This window comes from Nocardia sp. NPDC004573 (assembly GCF_053602135.1).
This window is the reverse complement of sequence record NZ_JBSGDA010000005.1, coordinates 355,906-373,672: the sequence shown is the minus strand read 5'-3', so window position 1 is coordinate 373,672 and position 17,767 is coordinate 355,906. Positions and strand designations below refer to the sequence as shown.

Genomic DNA, 17,767 nt, shown 5'->3' with positions numbered 1-17,767 from the left:
TCGGTCGAGTACCGGTCACGACTCCAGTGTCACCGCGGGACGGTGACCGGGTCGGAGCAGCCGGACGGCACGTCGACGAAGGAGCAATCCTTCGGCGCGCGGGTCGGCCGATAGTCCGGAGCGACGCCGCCGGCACGCGTGATGTCGGTGTAGGCGGCCACCGCGTCCGTGGGTTTGCGCGTCAGCGTGGGATCGCTCAGGACGTCGACCGTGTACAGTCCGAAACGCGGTGTGTAGGAACCCCATTCGTAGTTGTCGGTGAGACTCCAGTAGTTGTAGCCGATCAGGTTGATGCCGTCCGCTTTTGCCCGCTGCAGCCAGTAGACGGTGTCGCGCAGGGAGTCGGCCCGGCCGTAGCCGTCCGCGCGCGGCAAGCCGTTCTCGGTGGGCATTCCGTTCTCGACGATATAGAGCGGCTTGCCGGGGAACTGACGGGCGTAGTGCTGCAGCGCGTAATAGATTCCTTCCGGCTGCAGCGGGTTCTTCCACAGTTCCGTGAAATTCCCTGTGGTGGTGAGGCTGTCGGGGGAGAGGCCGTAGTAGTAGTCGATGCCGATGTAATCGAGCTTCGCGCCGATCCGGTCCACCAGTGGCTTGTTCACCACGTCCTCGGCGGCCGGGATATAGGCGACATTGCTGGTCACCATCGCGTCCGGTTGGATCTGGTGGATGTAGTCGTAGATGCTGTTGTGCGCCCGGGCGATCCGGTCGTGCATCGCGGGCGCGGCGGCGGGCGGCAATCCGCCGTTGCGCAACTCGTTCACCAGGTAGAAAGTCGGCTCGTTGAACGTGACCCACAACGGTCGATACGGGGCATAGCGATCGACGACCGTGCGCGCGTTGGCCAGCCAGTCCTCGATGATGCCCGGGTTGTTCCAGCCTCCGCGCTCGACCGCCCACCCCGGATAGACCCAGTGGTCGATGGTGATCATCGGACGCATGCCCGCGGCCGTGATGGCGGCGACGACGTTGTCGTAGAACTGCAATCCCTCCGGGTCCCATCTGCCCGGCTCGGGCTGCAGACGCGCCCACTCCACGCCGATCCGATACACCTTCACGCCGAGGCCGGCCGCCAGGGCGATGTCCGAGCGGTAGCGCGTGTAGAAGTCGATCGAATCGCGGTATGGGTCCGTCGTTTTCCCCGACGCGACGTAGCGGGACCAGTTGCTGTCGGGAGCGTGGCCTTCCGATTGATATCCCGAGGCTGCGACGCCCCAGAGGAAATCCGAGCCCATGGGCGTGACCACGGCGGGTGGCGCGGGCCGGGCGGCGGCCGGCGCGATGCCTGCCAGCAAGACCGCGGCGACGGCCGCGAGTGCGGCCGAGACATGGCGGAGGTGGGAACGCATCGAACTCCTGTTCCGAGACGGGTGACGGGCGCTCGTGGAGCTCGGCGCACGGACCGGGGGAGTGGGTACCACGGGGACAGGGTAACTGGTCACTTGTCCGTTTTCTGGGAGACGGAGAGTGGGGCAGCGAGGGGGCGAATCTTATGGACTGGGGTTCGAACCGGGAGAAGGGTATGGGAATCGTGATGGAAGTGCGTATGGAGCGAGAAGAACGCTGTGCGGCCATGTAACATTCAGATACGTAGATATGCGCATTTAACTATATTTCAGCCAATAAATTACCCCCCGATCCCAAGCCCTACAGACCAAGCAAGGAAGGGAAGGGTACACCTGAGTGCCCTCCTGTGAGATGTTCCTCGGTACCGGCGTGCGGATCCGGTCGGGGACGTAGGCCGTGCCAGGATGCGTATATGGTCTCCAATCCGCTGCCACCGCTGGCCCGACGGCTCGCGCAGCAACGCTGGGTGATGCGGACGGCGCCGCTCGTGCTGTGGGTCGAACGCTTGATCCGGCGGGCGAGCGGCGGACGGAAGGGCGTCCTGGACCTGGCGGGGCTGCCGTCCGTCGAGGTGACCGTGCCGGGACGGAAGACCGGAATCCCGCGCACCACGTCGTTGCTGTACGTGCCGCACGGTGCGGACTTCGTCGTCCTCGGCTCGAATTGGGGCAGTCCCGCTCATCCGGCCTGGTCGGCGAATCTGCGGGCGGCACAGACCGCTTCGGTCCGGCACAAGGGCGAGCGATTCGTGGTCACGGTGCGCGAGATCACCGGCGTGGAGCGAAAGCCGTACTGGGATCTGGCGGTCGAGTTCTGGCCCGGCTACGCCATGGAGTACGAGCGCTCCGGCGGGCGGTTGTTCCGGATCTTCGAGCTGCGCCGTGTTGTCGATTGAGCGCTGTGGCGAGCGTGGTCGGGGTGACGGCGGGGGCGGTTACGGTGGGACGGTGACCACGCATCTGACTCATTGGGGCGCGTTCGAGGCGGACAGCGATGGGGAACGGCTCACGGCGGTGCGGCCGTGGCGTGGCGACCCGGAGCCGACGCCGCTGATCGACAATGTCGCTTCGGCGCAACATCATCCGACCCGTATCGATCGGCCGCATATTCGCCGAGGCTGGTTGGAGTACGGCCCGGGTCCGGGAGCGCGAGGTTCGGATTCTTTCGTTCCGGTTTCGTGGGACCGTGCGTTGGATCTGCTGGCCGGAGAGCTCGGCCGCGTGTACCGGCAGTACGGGCCGGAGGCGGTGTACGGCGGCTCGTACGGCTGGGCCAGCGCGGGGCGCTTTCATCACGCGCAAAGCCAATTGCATCGCTTCCTCAACTGTCTCGGCGGTTACGTCCGGCACGTGAACAGCTACAGCCTGGGCACGTCGGCGGTGTTGCTGCCGTACGTCATCGGTGACATCGGCTGGGTGACGCAGCAGGCGACGGCGAAGAGCGTCCTGGCCGAGCACTCCGAACTGGTGGTGGCGTTCGGAGGTCTGTCACCGAAGAACGCGGCCGTGTCGCCGGGCGGGGTCTCGCGGCACAACGCGCGCGGCTGGATCGCGGCGGCGCGGGCGCGTGGGTGCCGGTTCGTGTCGATCAGCCCGCTGCGCGACGATACGCCGCCGGAGAGCGGGGCCGAGTGGATCGCGCCCTTGCCCGGCACGGACGTGGCGATGATGCTGGCACTGGCTCAGGTGCTGGACGCGGAAGGGTTGGCGGACGGTGAGTTCCTGCGCGAGTACACCGTCGGCTACGACCGCTTCGCGCAGTATCTGCGTGGCGCGGTGGACGGAGTGGTCAAGGATCCGGCGTGGGCCGCGGCGATCACCGGTGTCCCGGCCGGTCGTATCCGTGGGCTGGCGCGTGCGATGGCTGCCGCGCGCACGCTGGTGACGGTGAGTTGGTCGCTGCAGCGTGCGCGACATGGCGAGCAGCCGTTGTGGGCGGCGGTCGCGCTTGCGGCGATGCTGGGGCAGATCGGGCTTCCCGGGGGCGGGTTCGGGCACGGGTACGGATCGGCCGCGAGTGTGGGGGAGCCGGCGCGCGTGCCTGCGCCGCGGCTCCCGCAAGGGCGCAACGGCGTACAGGCGTTCATCCCGGTCGCACGGATCGCGGACATGCTGTTGAATCCGGGTCGGTCCTTTCGCTACAACGGGCAAGACCTGGTGTATCCGGATGTGCGGTTGGTGTATTGGTGCGGCGGCAATCCGTTTCACCACCATCAAGATCTGGCTCGGTTGCGTACGGCCTTCGGTCGTCCGGACACGGTCGTCGTGCACGATGCCTTCTGGACGGCGACCGCGCGGCACGGGGATATCGTGCTGCCGTCGACGATGTCGATCGAGCGCGACGACTACGGCGTGGGCGAGGGTGATCGTTCGTTCTTCCCGATGAAGGCGCTGACCCGCCCGCACGCCGAGGCGTGGGACGATTATCGAATTTTCGCCGAGACGGCCGATCGGCTCGGTGTGGGTGCGGAATTCACCGAGGGGCGCTCGGCCACGGAGTGGCTGCGGCATCTGTACGAGCGCTGGCGGGTCGAGCAGTCCCGAGCGGGTCACGCGTTGCCGGACTTCGACGCGTTCTGGTCCGGCGACGTGCTCGAGCTGCCGGTGCCGGATCCCGAGCAGGTGCTCGCGGCCGAGTTTCGCGCCGATCCCGACCGGTATCCGCTCGGCACACCCAGTGGCAGGATCGAGATCTTCTCCGCGACCATCGAGGGGTTCGGGTACGCCGATTGCCCGCCGCACCCGGTGTGGTTGGAGCCGGAGGAGCGGCTCGGCGGCGCGGCGGCGGCGCGGTTTCCGTTGCAGTTGGTGGCGAATCAGCCGCGGACCAAGTTGCACAGTCAGCTCGATGTGGGCGCCCACAGCCGGTCGGTGAAGATCTCGGAGCGGGAACCGATTCGGATGCATCCCTCGGACGCCGACGCGCGCGGCCTGCGTGCCGGTGAGATCGTGCGGGTGTTCAACGATCGGGGCAGTTGCCTGGCCGGTCTGGTGGTCGACGAGGGGGTGCGTGCCGGTGTCGCGCAGCTGTCCACCGGGGCGTGGTACGACCCCGACCCGGCGGACCCGACGTTCTGCCGCCACGGCAATCCGAACGTGCTCATCGCCGATCGCCCCTCGTCGACGCTCAGTCAGGGGTGCGCCGGGCAGCTCACGCTGGTGGAGGTCGAGCGCTACGCGGGCCCGCTCCCCGATGTGACGGTGACCCGGCCGCCCGGTGGGATGGGCCCGGAAGCGCTGTGAGGTCGCCGAGAGTCGCGGGGTGACGGTGGATTTGGATCTCGCCGCGTTGCGCGCGTTCGTGGCGGTGGTGGAGGAGGAGCAGTTCGGTCACGCCGCCGCGGTGCTGGGGATCAGCCAGCAGGCGGTGTCGAAGCGGATCGCGAAGCTGGAATCACAGCTGGGGGTGGCAGTTCTGGATCGAGGGCAGGGCAAGAGTGTGCCGACCGGCGCCGGTGCTCGGCTGCTGCCGCACGCGCGGTCGCTGCTGGCGGGTGCCGAGGCGGCGGTGCGGGCGGTGCGGGAACAGGTGCGGCCGTTGCGGGTGGCGGTGCTGGGCAAGCGTATGGCGGCGACGGAATTGATGGAGTTCTATCTGGCGCGTCATTCGCACTCGCACACCGAGATCGTCATGTCGAACATGATCAGGACGTCGCGGGAGGCGTTGGGTAGCGGTCTGGTCGACGCGGCCTTGGCCCGTGCCTACGGCGGCCCGGTGTTGTTGCCCGACGATGTCGTCGCTGCTCCGGCGTATTTGGAGCCACTGTATTTGCTTGTGGGCAGGGATCATCCGTTCGCGAGCCGGTCGACGATCGCATTGCGGGAGATGGCGGGGCGACCGGTGTGGGTGCCGGGGGCGGCGGTGCCGTCGGAGTGGGCCGATTTCTATCGGGATCTGAGCGCGTTCAGCGGGATTCCGATCGACACCAGGGGCCCGCTGGAGGGTATGGCGGGCATTGTCGAACGTATCGCGGATTCGTCGTCGTTGACGACGTTCACCGGGGACGGGGGACAGACGCCGTGGCATCCGAACGTGCGGCGTCTGTTGATCGTCGATCCCACTCCGGCCTATCCGCTGGCGTTGCTGTGGCAGGCGGGCAACCGGCATCCGGGACTGCGCTCTTTGGTCGAGCACGTGGCGGACAACTACAACCGCGATACCGCTGCGGCCTGCTGGGTTCCCGAACCCGATCAGGCGTTGTTCGGTGTGCCCGGTGCGGTGGCCGGTCCGTAGTGTCGGCCGGTGCCTCTACGATTCCCGGGTGACCGGATACGACACGCTCGACGCGTTCGAGCATCTCGACACTTCGACGTTGCCGCCGCGGCAGCAGCGGATTCTCGCCACGATCCGGGAGTGGGTGCTGCGGCACGGGTATCCGCCGAATACGCGCGAGATCGGTGACGCGGTGGGTTTGCGGTCGGCGTCGTCGGTGTCGAAGCATGTGCGGAGTCTGGAGGAGCGGGGTTTTCTGCGGCGCAGCCGGACGGTGTCGCGTCCTATCGATGTGCGGATGTTCCTGCAGACGTCGGCGCGGCGGGAGGTCGCGGAGGATTCGGTGGCGGTGCCGGTGGTCGGCGACATCGCGGCGGGCGCTCCGATCCTGGCCGAGGAGCACGCCGACGACGTGATGAGGTTGCCGCGTGAGCTCGTCGGGCGGGGCACGGTGTTCGGGTTGCGGGTGCGCGGCGATTCGATGGTCGACGCGGCGATCTGTGATGGCGACATCGTGGTGGTGCGGCGGCAACAGGAGGCGCATTCCGGTGAGATCGTGGCGGCGATGATCGATGGGGAGGCGACGGTGAAGGTGTACCGGCGGCGCAACGGTCATGTGTACTTGGAGCCGCGCAACCCGGCCTACGAGGTGATCGATGGCGACGAGGCGGTGGTGCTCGGCAAGGTCGTGTCGGTGATGCGGCGGATTTGAGCTGGGCGAACGCCGGCCCGGGCGGGATGCACGCGCGCCTTCGCGCCCGGGCCGCCGTGCCCTTCGGGTGGCGCACCGACATCCCGGCATTGGGGACATTTGTACCGCGTCGGCCCTGGCAGGATCGTCAGCATGCTGACGGTATGGAAATCTATGGCAGCCGCTGCCGCGGCGATGGTTGTTCTCGGTTTGGCAGCGGGCAACGCCACCGCCGAGGGGGTGTGGATCGGCGAATACGAAACCCAGCAAGAGTGTCTGGCGGCTGGGGAACGCTACCGCAGCTCCGACACTTACCCCGACTGCGTCTACAAGAGGTTCGGCCCCTGGGAGCTGTGGGTGCGCTCGATCGGCGGCTGACCTTCGGACACCGGTTTCCTGGTCATCGGGCCACCGCTGTCGGCGTGGAGGTAATGGGCACGACCCCTCATTGGCGGCGATGGACCCGAGCTGGAATTGCTGCGCATTCCATTGGGATCCGCCCGGGACTATGCGCCAGGCGATGACCTTGCGGGAGAAAATGCCCACATGATCAGCAACGTGTGGTGGATGCCCTTGGGGCCGGCCGACTGGAGATCAAGCCGCTGCGCGATACCGAACGCCGTGTCGCGATCCAGCGCATCCACGACACCGCACACCTGGCGCAGTTCGCGGATGTCCTGCGCGAGATGGTGCGAGCGCACGGTCCGGCTCATTGCCCACCGGCAGACGCGGAGGCATGCTACTGGTGCGTACCCTTGGTAGGCCCTCGCTGCCGTCATAGTCGGCGAGCGGAGGTCGCGTGCGGTACTGGCGCGACTGGTGGTCCCGCTCCGAGGAGATCCGTCGACAGTGATTCACCTGGTTCCATCGCAGCACCGTGTTGTCCCTCGCGAGAGCTGTTCGTGCCGAGGTCGATTCACCCGGCGTAATGCGAGCATGCTCCCCCGGCCCGGCGCGGGCGGGACTCTGGGGGATGCGCCGAGGTCGCCGGTTGGCGACATTCGCGTGCTGGGCTTTCTCAGCGTGGGGAATGTCGACGCGCGACCCGCGAATTGTCTGGCTACGCTGTGGAACTCACATAATCGTTGGCGGAGTTGATCATCCTCGGCGCGAAGGTGTCGGTCAGTCGAAGATCAGCTCCGGAAGGCTGGGGGCGGACCGATGGATCATCCCATCCGTGACTTGAACGGTGACGAAGTACGGACTGGTGCATGGTTCACCTGGAATGGTGTGCGATCGATAGGCGATACGCGGAAGCCAGGCGGTCGAGGCATCTTTTTCGATGAAACGTTACGCGATGGGGTCCAGGCGCCGAATGTCCGGAACCCGACCTTGGCGCAGAAACTCGCCCTCGTGGACCATACCGTCGCGGTGGGTGTCGGTGCCGCCGATCTCGGCTTTCCCGGTGCCGGTCGCGCGGCGATGAAAGAGTGCATCGAGATCGCGAGGTACATCGACGCGAATGGCTACGATTTGGCCCAGGGCTACGCCGGGCGTACACACGTCGACGATGTCGGTGCAATCTGCGAGGTAGCGCAGGCCGTCGGCGTCTCGGTGGACGCCTACGTCTTCATCGGCGTCAGCCCCATTCGGCAGTACGTCGAGGATTGGGATCTCTGTTCGATCGCACGCAATATCCGCGATTCGGCACGGATGTGCTCCCGGGAGGGCGTGACGTTCGTACTCGTCTTGGAGGACACGGTTCGGTGCCCGCCGCAACTACTCCGGCAGATCTACGACGTCGCGATCGAGGTCGGTGTGCGCCGCGTGTGCCTGTGCGACACCGTCGGCGCCGCGTTGCCGAGCGGTACCGAGGCGCTCATCGAATGGTCCATGCGGTATTTCGTGGAACGCGGGCATGTGGCGGACTTCGAATGGCACGGGCACAACGACCGCGGGCTCGCGTTGGCCAACTCGCTCACCGCGCTGTCGGCGGGATGTGTCCGGGTGCACGGCACGATCCTCGGTATCGGCGAGCGGACCGGCAATGCGTCTCTCGACCAGCTCATTCTGAACAGTCACCTCGACCAGCCCGGCGTCTACGATCTCACCGCCTTGCGGGGATACTGCGAGTACGCATCCGAAGTGCTGAACACCGCCATACCGAACAACTACCCGGCAATGGGCAGCGATGTTTTCAAGACCAGCGCAGGCGTTCACGCCGCCGCGATTCTCAAAGCCCATGAGAAGGGGGACCGGCTGCTCGAGGACACGGTGTACTCCGCGGTCCCGGCGAGTCATTTCGGACGTACTCAAGAAGTGCTCATCGATGCCAGCTCAGGCGCCAGCAACGTACGCCACTGGTTGGCCACGAACGGAGTCGCCGAGGACCGGGTGCTGGTCGAAAGGATCCTCCGGCGAGCCAAGCGGAGCAATGCTCCCCTGACCGATGAATTGATAGGGCAGATCATTGCGACGACAGAGTGAGACCAGCACGAGAACTTTCCGGCTGCGCGGCGAAGTACTGTTCCTGACCGAGGATCCTGACCTGGTCGCGGCGCAGCTGTCCGGCGATTGTCCGCTCGATCCCGCCGAGCTGCTGCGAACGCCGCTGCGCGACAACATCTCCACCGACGAGATGATTCCCGGCTGGTGTTGTTACTGGTATGACGAGCAACTCGGCGATTTCGCCTATCTCGGATTGCGTGGGCGGAGGGTCACGCAGGGGGCGGTCAGAGCGTTCGGTCCGCAGATTGTCGTCAGCGGCGCGGCCAAGGGTTGTGGCTCGTCGCGCGAACACGCCGCGCTCGCGGAGAAGTACGCGGGCGTCGAGCTGGTCTTCGCCCGCTCGTTCGAGCGCATCTATGAGCAGAACTGTCGCAATATCGGCATCGTCACCTGTACCGATTTCGGACTGCTCGACGCACTCCTGGCCGGCGAAGAGCTACCGCTCGAGCTGTTCACCGCCGGCGCGAACGACCTCGAACGCGCCATTATCGATTTCGGCGGGCTGTTCGGCTTCAATCGCGCGAGCGCTGTGGCCGGCAGTACGCCGGTACTGCCGCGGTTCACCCCAGCCCGTCCGCTCAACGCGGTCGAGAAGGTGCTGCAGAGCAGGCTCTCGTCCCGCTGTCATCGGCCGCCGGACAGTGCGGTCGCCGTAGGTGAGTCTTATTTCGTGCAGACCGATATCCGTTTCTCCCACGAATACGTGACGCCGATGGCGGCGGAGATGTTCACCCTGGAATTCGGTGCGGAAGCGAGCCCGTTGCAGCCGGCCACCTGCTACTACTTCCAGGATCACCTCTCCCTCGCGGAATCCGTGCTGAGCCGCCGCGACAACGGCAGAGATCTGATCAGCCGGGTGAACAATCTGCGCACGCGCCAGAGGGAGTTCGCCAGGAAAAGCCAGGGAAAGTTCATCGGACCAGCGCACTCCGGTGGCAGTCGCGCTATCTGCCACAACTACATCATGGAACATGTCGCCGAGCCCGGCGATGTGATCATCGGGACCGACAGCCATACCTGTACGGCCGGAGCCATCGGCGCGTTCGCCTTCGGCGTCGGCGCGACGGACATGGCCAACGCGTGGTACAACCGCGAGATTCTGGTCAAGGTCCCCGCGGTGATCAGGATCGAGTTGCGGCAACAGTTGCGGCCTGGGGTGTGCGCGAAAGACGTCATGCTCTCGCTCCTGGCACACCCACAGATCCGCGGCAGCCGGACGCTGGGAAAAGTACTGCTGTTCAGCGGCGAGGGCGTCGCCGGCCTGAACGTCGACGAGCGAGCGACGCTGTGCAACATGGCGGTTGAGGCCGGTGCGATGACCGCGATGGTCGAGCCGGACGCCAGGACCCGCGATTATCTGGCCGGACGGCCAGGGCGACCGCGGGCCGACCGAAGCGACATCGTCGTCTCCGATATCGGCGCGAGCTATGCCGCGGTCGTGGAACTCGCGCTCGAGGGGATCGAGCCGATGGTGGCGCTGCCGGGTGACCCCCGCAACTCGGTACCGCTGTCCTCGATCCACGATTCGGTACCTGTCGACAAGGTCTACGGCGGCTCATGCACCGGCGGCAAAGCGCACGACATGGACATGTACGCCAGTGTTTTCGCGCTCGCCCGCGAGCATGGCGCGTCCGTGGCCGAAGGAGTCCAAGCATTCATCCAGTTCGGTAGCGAGGACGTCATGCGTTACGCGACGGCCCGCGGATATGTCGAGTTGTTCGCCGACGTCGGAGTGACCGTGTTGCCGCCGTCGTGCGGGGCCTGTATCAACGCCGGACCCGGGGTGTCGGAAAGCCCTGCCGAGATCACTGTGAGTGCCCAGAACCGAAACTTTCCCGGGCGCTCGGGGCCGGGTCAGGTGTATCTGGCGTCACCCTATGTCGTGGCCGCCACCGCGATAGCCGGGCAGCTCAGTTCTGTCGAAGACATGCTCGGCGAAGAGCGGGGGAATCGATGAGGCTCGCGGTGATCCCTGGCGACGGGATCGGACGCGAGGTCGTCCTCGCGGTGTTGCCGGTGCTTGACCTGCTCAACGACGCCTGCGATCTGGACGTCGAGCACGACATATTCGGGTGGGGCGCCGATGAATGGCTCGCGACGGGCGTCGGATTGCCGGACGGCGCGGTGGACTCTCTTGCCGCGAAGTACCAAGCGATACTCCTCGGTGCACTGGGCGATCCGCGAATTCCGGACATGGCCCACGGTCGCAGTATTTTGCTCGGACTACGGCGCGGTCTGGATCTCTATGTGAACTACCGCCCGCTCGACTTGCCCACCGGCCGGATCGATCTGTTCCGCGAGAACACGCAGGGGCTCTACGCCGGGGTCGGCGGAACGATCGCGCGTCGCGGTTCGGTCAGCGTTGCCATCGATGAATGCGTGTATATCCGAGAGACAGTGGAGAAGTTCGTGCGATTCGGACTGCGGCGACTCGCCGATACCGGACGCACGAAGGTTACCTTGGTACACAAATCCAACGCCGTGCCGAACACCGGACGCCTCTGGCAAGAGGTCTTCGAGAGCGAAGTGGCGGGCTTCCCGCAGCTCGCGGCCGGACAGGAATACGTCGACTCGTTCTGCTACCACCTGGTGCGCGACCCGTCGTCGTATGAGGGCGTGCTGGCACCGAATCTGTTCGGCGACATCATCAGTGACATCGGCGCCGCTCTGATGGGTGGATTGGGTCTTGCGGCGAGCGCGAACATCTGCCCGGAGACCGGATGCGCGCTGTTCGAGCCGGTACATGGCAGCGCACCGGACATAGCCGGCAAGGGGATCGCCAACCCGTCCGCGGCGGCGATGTCACTCGCCATGGCCCTGGACCATATGGGATACGGCAAACAAGCGGTCCACCTGCGTGATTCGGTTCGTGAGGTCGCCGCTTCCGAATTCGCCACACCGGACCTGGGCGGCTGTGGTACCACCGAGGGATTCGTGGCCGAGGTCATCGAACGGCTCGGTGCCCGATTCATCGACGACAAAGCCGATCGAGCGGGCGAACCCGCTACCACTTCTTGATCCGAGGGCAAGCCGATGCGCAACCGTATCGCCCCCGTCGCGGGATCCGACCGGGTCGGACCTGGCTCGAGTTCCATCGTGCGTGACTCGCTCGCACTGACCTCGCGCCAGGATGTGATCTCGTTCGCCGGCGGGCTCCCGGCGCCCGAACTGTTCGACGTCGAAGGCATCAGCTCCGCCTACGAGCGAGTACTGCGTGAATCGAGTGCGCGCGTCTTGCAATACTCGGTGACCGATGGCGATCCGGCGCTGCGCGAAGCGATCGCACTGTTTCTCGCTCGCGCCGGACTTCCGACGGTCGCCGACGATCTGCTGGTGACCACCGGAGCGCAGCAGGCCATCTATGTGCTGTCGGCCACCTTACTCGAGCCTGCCGATATCGTTCTTGTCGAGAACCCGACCTACGTGGCCGCGCTACAGGTCTTCAGCGCGGTGCGCGCCCGCGTCATCCCGGTGCCCACCGACGGTGACGGCATGGTGATCGAAGCCCTGCGTGAGCTCGTCGTTGCATATCGGCCCAGAATGGTCTATCTGGTGCCGACCTTCCAGAATCCCACCGGTCATACCTTGCCTGCGGACCGACGTGCCGCCGTTTCGCGGATCGCCGCCGAGTACGGCGTGTGGATCGTCGAGGATGATCCATACGGGGAGTTGCGGTTTCGCGGCGAGCGGCTGCCGTTGATCGCTTCTTACGCGCAGTCCGCCGACTGGACCATTCTGCTGGGGAGCCTGTCCAAGCTTCTCGCTCCCGGGATGCGACTGGGCTGGATGCGCGTGCCCGCTACGGTGCGCGCGGCGTGCGCGGTCGTCAAACAGGCGGTCGATCTGCACAGTTCGACGATCGACCAGGCGGCCGCCGCGGCTTACCTTGCGGCGAGCGACCTGGATGGGCGGATCGCCCGCGCCCGTGCTCTTTACAGTGAACGCTGCGACGCGTTGGTGGACGCGCTCTCGCGAGTGCTCCCGCACGGCAGCAGTTGGAGCCGTCCGAACGGCGGAATGTTCGTGTGGGTTCGGTTGCCCGACGGCTTCGACACCACCGCGCTTCTCTCGGCTGCCCTGGCTCAGCGAGTTGCGTACGTGCCGGGAGCACCGTTCTTCGCGGGTGTCGCTGATCCGTCGACGCTGCGGATGTCGTTCAGCGCGCACAGTCCCGCTGAGATTCGAGAAGGTGTCGAGCGCTTGGCCGCCGTGCTCGACGGTAGTCAGCGGGACCGTTGCGGTCGTTGACTGCCTGGATGAATTCGAAATCCGAACGGGCCTGTCGAAAGGCTTCGGCTCAATTCTCCTGGCCGGCTGGGGATCGACAGGTCGTTCGGCACTGCGGCGGTCTCGTTCGTCAGACCGTCCTTCGGGTCGTCCGCATCAACCTTCCCGGGGCGGGGCGAGCGGTTCGCGTGCGAGTACCTCGTTCTCGATGAACGCGGTCAGCCGCGTGACCCCGCTCCGGATGTCTGCGACATCGAGGTAGCTGCACGACAAACGCAGTCGGCGGCTGCCGCTTCCGTCGAGATAGAACTGGTCCATCGGGGTCCACAGCACGCCGTACTCGGACGCTGATCTCTCCAGGAGCGCGAGGTCTGCCTGCACCGGAAGGCGCATGACGACGAAGAAACCGCCGTCGGGCCGATTCCACTCGACCGTGGGCCAGCCGTGCGCACCAGCGTCGAGCGCGGTCAACAGACATTCGAGGTTGCGTTGGTACCGTGCGGCTTTGCGCCGGTTCTGCTGGGCGAGCGTGCCGCCGTCCGCGAGCAGCATCCCGCCCACGATCGCTTGCGCGAGGGGGGCGGTGTTGACGGTGACCATGCTCTTCAACGCGGCGATCTCATCGGCGAGCCAGCGACCACCGTCAACGTGCTGGCCCGCGATCACATACCCGACGCGAGCGCCCGGAAAGCACGTCTTGGCGAACGTGCCGACGTGGATTACGCGTCCAACCGTGTCCAACGCCTTGAGCGACGGCAGCACCTCGTGCCCGAGCGCGGTGAATCCGTACGGATTGTCCTCCAGGATGAGGAAGTCGGCCTGGTCGGCCAGCTCGATCAGCCGACACCTTGCGGAAACCGGCATCCGGCTCCCGCCGGGGTTGGCGAAGTCGGGCGCTACGTAGCAGAGTTGGATGCGGCGCCCGGAACCGGCTTCGGCAAAGCATGTTTCGGCGAGTCGGTCGATGTCGATGCCGTTCGATGATTCGGGAATCGGAACGACAGGTAGGTCGAGCAGCCGCGCCGCGCCGACGATGCCCGGATAGCACGGGTTGGCGACCGCCACCGCTGCCCGCGCCGGCGTGGTGGACAATGCCCGCAGCACCAGCAGCAGCGCCTCCTGTGCACCGACAGTGATCACGATCTCGGACTGGTCGGCGACAATGCCTTCGTCGCGCCGCAGGGTCTCGGCCACGATGTCGTTGATGATGCCGCGGCTGGGACCGTATTCGAACAGCAGTAGCCGAGCCCGCTCCCGGCTGTACCCTCTGTCTTGCTGCAGGTGCGCGAGGAAGCGCTCGATATGGCTCTGTGGATCGAGGTTGTCGAAGAACTCTGGGTGCGGGGCCCCCGGAGCGAAGGAGATCGCCTCGGGATACCGGGACATGATCTCGTTGAGGAAGGTCACCGAGCCGAGAACGGGATCCTCGAGCGACCCGTGCAAGGCGCTACGTGCCAACCGCACGGTTGCCTCCCGCAAGCTTTCGCCGACGCGATTCCTGCCAGCGTCGCTCGACGTTGGCCAGAACATCGGAGCTGTACATCCGCTCAGCCTGTATCATCGCGAACTCGGCGAGATACTGCCGATACACCTCTACCGGTTCTTCCGCCAGCGCCAACATTCGGCGATTGGCCACCACAGCGGGCTCGGACAGATCCGCTACCGCGGCCGCGATCGCGGCGTCCATCCGCTCCGCTGGGACCACCTCGTCGCAGATCAACTCGGCGGCCCGGTCGGTCGCCGCTATCCGCCTGCCGCCCAATATGATTCGGCGAGCAAGTCGACTACCGACCGCCCTCGACAGTCGTAGGTTGGCGAGGCCGGGAACGATGCCCTCCTCCGCGGCGGGGAGACTGAAGAACGCGCCTTCCTCGGCGATGACTCGATCCAGGACCAGCAGCAGCTGCATGCCGCCGCCGATGGCGAAGGCGTCGACGGCACCGATCCATGGTTTCTCCAGCGGGCCGGTGTCTGTCGAGGCGCCGACACCGTCGCCGGTGTAGAGCCCGCGCATGATCTTGTTGATGAAGCCGAGCTCGCGACCGAGCAGGAAGTCCACGAACGAGATCCCGCCGTTGCGCAGATCGGTGAGGTTCATCCCCGCGCTGAACACCCGCTTGCCCTGATATCGCGGCGAGCTGCTGGGGCCGCCGCGCAAGACGCCGACCCGCACGTCGTCGTCGAGCAGTGCGAGGTCCACTGCTGTCTCGGTGTCGGCGACGAGCTGATCGTTCTCCGCATTCAGGGGATGACCGTCGCGGAAGGTCAAGTAGGCGGCGTGCCCGAGCCGTTCGACTGCGACCGAGTGCAACTCGACCTTGCCGTTGCGGTGAAAGGTGTCGAGCAGCTCGATCGCCCCCGCGGTAGGCGTCCGCATGGCATCGATGAGGTGGGCACCCGATCGGGGGGAACGCAATATCGCCGAACAGAAGATCGCCTGGTCGATCTCACGTCCATCGCGTTCGGCCTGAATGCGGCCGCGTTCGTCAGCGATGCTCTCCGTGGACGGCAGCAGGCCTGGAAAACTCTCTGCCGCGGCACGGACCAGTTCAGGCAGGCGCCGATGGTGGGCCAGCCCTCCGGTCAACGCGTCGTACACACGATCCGTGTGCGCGGCCAGAAAGGCCCGGCGCGCGGTCCTGGCGGCAGCGAACGCCTGATCCACCGAGCGCTGCGATCCGGCATCACGGTGGGTTTTCGACGGAGAGCGGGCGATGACGTCTTCGCAGCGCGCGACGTGCTCTGTCAGGCGTGCCATATCGAGGTCCAAGTCACCGACGAAATCCGGACCGGTCCGAGGGTCAATCATTGCGGCGTCTCAGCTCGCGGTCGCAGGCGGCAAGGTGGACACCGAGCGCATCGTCGAATTCGACGGAGACGGCTTCGTGGAGCAATTGCCGGCAAACTGCCAGTGCGGACCTGGAAAGCCGACTCGTACCGCGTATTACGCGCTCGGCAACAGTCTCGGGCTCTGGGGTCAGCTCGTCGAGTATCCCGAGTTCGAGTGCTTCGTTCGCGCTGAATGCTCCGCCACGTACCATCAGTCGCCGAACACGAGCCGGGCCCACCTGCCGCACCAGACGGTAGAGTGCCATACCTGGCCACAGGTGCCCGTCATCGGTGGTGAACATCAGTCGAGCCTCGGGTGTGCCGATCCGGTAGTCGGCGGCGAGCAGGATGTCCGAGCCAGGTCCGCGGCAGGTTGACTGCATGACCACCACACTCAGCGCATTCGACTGCTCGACCCGTCGGACCGCCCGCTCCCAACGCCGTACTTCCTCGACACTCGTCGCGGGGGGACCGGCCGGTTCGGCCTGCGGCGGATCTTCGAGGACGAACAGCGTATTGGTGAGGTGTGTTTCGGTAGCCAGCCGTGCCGTGGCGGCGACCAGTTGTTCGGTGAGCTCACTCAATGATCTCGTCTGGTCGACACGAATTGTCAATGTCGTGGCGCGGAACGCGGTTGCCACGTCCGTTTCCTCGAAAGATTGGATCACGTCCACCCCGATATCCTCGATCTTCGTCCGTTACCACTGGATCAAGGCCATCTCGATCGAGGTTCCAGGACCCATTGTCATCATCACGCCGAACTCGCCGGCCGCCGTGGTGTCTTCATCGCGCAACTTTTCGAGCGAGAACAGAAACGAACCGCTCGACAGGTTGCCGTGGTTGCACAGGACACCGGTGGTATGCCGTAGGTCGTATCGGGTCAGTCCCAAGTTCACCCGAATCGAATCGATAACCTTCTTGCCACCGGAGTGCACGATCCAGTGCGCGATTTCGCAGCGACGGAGAGCGAATTCATCGAGCAGCCGAGCAACGCTCGGTTCCGCGTGCGCGCCGATCACGTAGGGGATTTCCGGATCGAGGTAGAAGCTGAGCTTTCCGTGCCTGTCGTCCCAGTCGTAGCGCATCGCATGGATCGCCTCGGGAATCATCATGCTGGAGAATCCGAGAATCGAAGGGGAGGAGGCGGGTTCCCGGTCCGAGTGGGTCATGACCGCGACGGCGGCGGCACCGTCGCCGAAGAGGCTGTTGACGACGGCCGAACGCAGCGTGCCGTCGTGCAGGTAGGCGGCGGACGATACCTCTACACAGACCATCATGGCCAGCTCACCGGGATGGGCTCGGGACCATGCCGTTACCGAGGCAAGTGCGTTGAGACCGGCGTTGCAGCCCATGCCGACCACGTCCAGCCGGTAGCAATGCCGATCAATGGGGAGATCGTGGACCAGCCAGGCCGCCAAGCCCGGAGTGAGGAAGCCGGTGCTCGTCACGCAGCACAGATGCCGGATGTCCGCCGGCGTTGCGCCGATCTCCCGCAAGCAGGCCATGAGTGCGTTGCGCCCCAACTCGGTACCGGCGGTCCGGTGCTTGTCGAGTAGTTGGCGCTGCGTCTCCTCGGCTAGGTGGCCATCGGCATGCGACGGTGGCAAGGTCAGATTTCGTCGTTCGATCCCACCGTTGAGAAACAGTGAACGCACACGTGGATCGGTGATGCCGAATCTGTCGAGCAATTCTCCTTGAGAGTAGGACGTCGGTGGGACTGCCGTTCCGACACCAAGAATTCGCGAGGCCGAATTCACCAACTCATACTCCGGCCGCCGAGAGCCCGAGCCGGAGTGGCGCATCAGTGCCGACACGCTGATGCGGAGATCGGCACCCTGACGTTTGGCGGGCACGGCGTACGAGATCCATCGTGAATCACATCCATTCCCTGGGAAGCTCGCCTCGGGCACGGCCGGTGCCAGCGGATCGTCGCTCGGGGAGTCTAGCCCGATCCGGCAATTCGCGGCGGCACGGCCTGCCCACGATTGGGAACCTTCTCGTTTCCCTGATGGC

Annotated in this window: 15 protein-coding genes; 9 read left to right on the top strand and 6 right to left on the bottom strand. The window is 65.7% G+C overall.

The window, feature by feature from the left end:
• Window positions 1–29 precede the first annotated feature (29 nt).
• Window positions 30–1,349 (bottom strand): glycoside hydrolase family 1 protein, encoded by a 1,320-nt coding sequence (locus tag ACWEKR_RS11340; protein ID WP_452354385.1) that lies wholly within the window; start codon window positions 1,347–1,349, stop codon window positions 30–32.
• Between the two features lie 410 nt (window positions 1,350–1,759).
• Here ACWEKR_RS11340 and ACWEKR_RS11335 point away from each other — a divergent pair, with 410 nt between their 5' ends.
• The 5 genes from ACWEKR_RS11335 (at window position 1,760) to ACWEKR_RS11315 (ending at window position 6,628) form a co-directional block, all read left to right on the top strand.
• The gene (locus tag ACWEKR_RS11335; protein ID WP_195085468.1) at window positions 1,760–2,242 is read left to right on the top strand and encodes a nitroreductase family deazaflavin-dependent oxidoreductase; all 483 of its coding nucleotides are present in this window, start codon (window positions 1,760–1,762) and stop codon (window positions 2,240–2,242) included.
• A gap of 52 nt (window positions 2,243–2,294) precedes the next feature.
• On the top strand, window positions 2,295–4,589 hold the full coding sequence (locus ACWEKR_RS11330) for a molybdopterin-dependent oxidoreductase (RefSeq protein ID WP_452354384.1): 2,295 nt from the start codon (window positions 2,295–2,297) through the stop codon (window positions 4,587–4,589).
• A 19-nt stretch (window positions 4,590–4,608) separates the two neighbouring features.
• A complete protein-coding gene (locus tag ACWEKR_RS11325) occupies window positions 4,609–5,580 on the top strand; it encodes a LysR family transcriptional regulator (RefSeq protein WP_452354383.1) in 972 nt (323 codons plus the stop codon).
• 28 nt (window positions 5,581–5,608) lie between these two features.
• Entirely contained in the window at window positions 5,609–6,271 is a 663-nt protein-coding gene (gene lexA, locus ACWEKR_RS11320; RefSeq protein WP_452354382.1) for a transcriptional repressor LexA, read from the top strand.
• Between the two features lie 132 nt (window positions 6,272–6,403).
• Window positions 6,404–6,628 (top strand): hypothetical protein, encoded by a 225-nt coding sequence (locus ACWEKR_RS11315; protein WP_452354381.1) that lies wholly within the window; start codon window positions 6,404–6,406, stop codon window positions 6,626–6,628.
• Window positions 6,629–6,756: 128 nt separating this feature from the next.
• Here the strand turns inward: ACWEKR_RS11315 and ACWEKR_RS11310 are convergent, their stop codons facing one another.
• Window positions 6,757–6,963 (bottom strand): hypothetical protein, encoded by a 207-nt coding sequence (locus ACWEKR_RS11310; RefSeq protein WP_452354380.1) that lies wholly within the window; start codon window positions 6,961–6,963, stop codon window positions 6,757–6,759.
• Between the two features lie 448 nt (window positions 6,964–7,411).
• Between ACWEKR_RS11310 and ACWEKR_RS11305 the strand changes: the two genes are divergently transcribed.
• The 4 genes from ACWEKR_RS11305 (at window position 7,412) to ACWEKR_RS11290 (ending at window position 12,946) form a co-directional block, all read left to right on the top strand.
• Complete coding sequence (locus ACWEKR_RS11305; RefSeq protein WP_452354379.1) at window positions 7,412–8,677, top strand: LeuA family protein; 1,266 nt, start codon at window positions 7,412–7,414, stop codon at window positions 8,675–8,677.
• Window positions 8,661–10,655, top strand: coding sequence for an aconitase family protein (locus tag ACWEKR_RS11300; protein ID WP_452354378.1), 1,995 nt, complete (start codon window positions 8,661–8,663; stop codon window positions 10,653–10,655). Before ACWEKR_RS11305 ends, ACWEKR_RS11300 begins: the two co-directional genes overlap by 17 nt.
• Window positions 10,652–11,716 carry an isocitrate/isopropylmalate family dehydrogenase gene (locus tag ACWEKR_RS11295; protein ID WP_452354377.1) on the top strand — a complete coding sequence of 355 codons (1,065 nt, stop codon included), beginning with the start codon at window positions 10,652–10,654 and terminating at the stop codon, window positions 11,714–11,716. Before ACWEKR_RS11300 ends, ACWEKR_RS11295 begins: the two co-directional genes overlap by 4 nt.
• A 78-nt stretch (window positions 11,717–11,794) precedes the next feature.
• Window positions 11,795–12,946, top strand: coding sequence for an aminotransferase-like domain-containing protein (locus tag ACWEKR_RS11290; protein ID WP_452354376.1), 1,152 nt, complete (start codon window positions 11,795–11,797; stop codon window positions 12,944–12,946).
• A 135-nt stretch (window positions 12,947–13,081) separates the two neighbouring features.
• On the opposite strand, the gene ACWEKR_RS11285 is transcribed toward ACWEKR_RS11290, so the two are convergent.
• The 4 genes from ACWEKR_RS11285 to dpgA are packed head-to-tail and all read right to left on the bottom strand — an operon-like array spanning window position 13,082 to window position 17,607.
• The gene (locus tag ACWEKR_RS11285) at window positions 13,082–14,389 is read right to left on the bottom strand and encodes an aminotransferase-like domain-containing protein (protein ID WP_452354375.1); all 1,308 of its coding nucleotides are present in this window, start codon (window positions 14,387–14,389) and stop codon (window positions 13,082–13,084) included.
• Window positions 14,373–15,683, bottom strand: a complete 1,311-nt coding sequence (gene dpgC, locus ACWEKR_RS11280) for a (3,5-dihydroxyphenyl)acetyl-CoA 1,2-dioxygenase DpgC (RefSeq protein WP_452354374.1) — start codon at window positions 15,681–15,683, stop codon at window positions 14,373–14,375. Before dpgC ends, ACWEKR_RS11285 begins: the two co-directional genes overlap by 17 nt.
• Before the next feature lie 43 nt (window positions 15,684–15,726).
• Window positions 15,727–16,428: an enoyl-CoA-hydratase DpgB gene (dpgB, locus tag ACWEKR_RS11275; protein ID WP_452354373.1), complete on the bottom strand. Its 702-nt coding sequence runs from the start codon at window positions 16,426–16,428 to the stop codon at window positions 15,727–15,729.
• A gap of 24 nt (window positions 16,429–16,452) precedes the next feature.
• Complete coding sequence (gene dpgA / locus ACWEKR_RS11270; RefSeq protein ID WP_452354372.1) at window positions 16,453–17,607, bottom strand: 3,5-dihydroxyphenylacetyl-CoA synthase DpgA; 1,155 nt, start codon at window positions 17,605–17,607, stop codon at window positions 16,453–16,455.
• Between the last annotated feature and the right edge of the window lie 160 nt (window positions 17,608–17,767).

Excerpts from the sequence above, each read along its gene's own strand:
- ACWEKR_RS11340 (WP_452354385.1), bottom strand. The coding sequence starts at position 1,349 with ATGCGTTCCCACCTCCGCCATGTCTCGGCCGCACTCGCGGCCGTCGCC.
- ACWEKR_RS11310 (WP_452354380.1), bottom strand. The coding sequence starts at position 6,963 with ATGAGCCGGACCGTGCGCTCGCACCATCTCGCGCAGGACATCCGCGAA.
- ACWEKR_RS11305 (WP_452354379.1), top strand. The coding sequence starts at position 7,412 with ATGGATCATCCCATCCGTGACTTGAACGGTGACGAAGTACGGACTGGT.
- dpgC (WP_452354374.1), bottom strand. The coding sequence starts at position 15,683 with ATGGCACGCCTGACAGAGCACGTCGCGCGCTGCGAAGACGTCATCGCC.
- ACWEKR_RS11295 (WP_452354377.1), top strand. The coding sequence starts at position 10,652 with ATGAGGCTCGCGGTGATCCCTGGCGACGGGATCGGACGCGAGGTCGTC.
- ACWEKR_RS11315 (WP_452354381.1), top strand. The coding sequence starts at position 6,404 with ATGCTGACGGTATGGAAATCTATGGCAGCCGCTGCCGCGGCGATGGTT.
- ACWEKR_RS11335 (WP_195085468.1), top strand. The coding sequence starts at position 1,760 with ATGGTCTCCAATCCGCTGCCACCGCTGGCCCGACGGCTCGCGCAGCAA.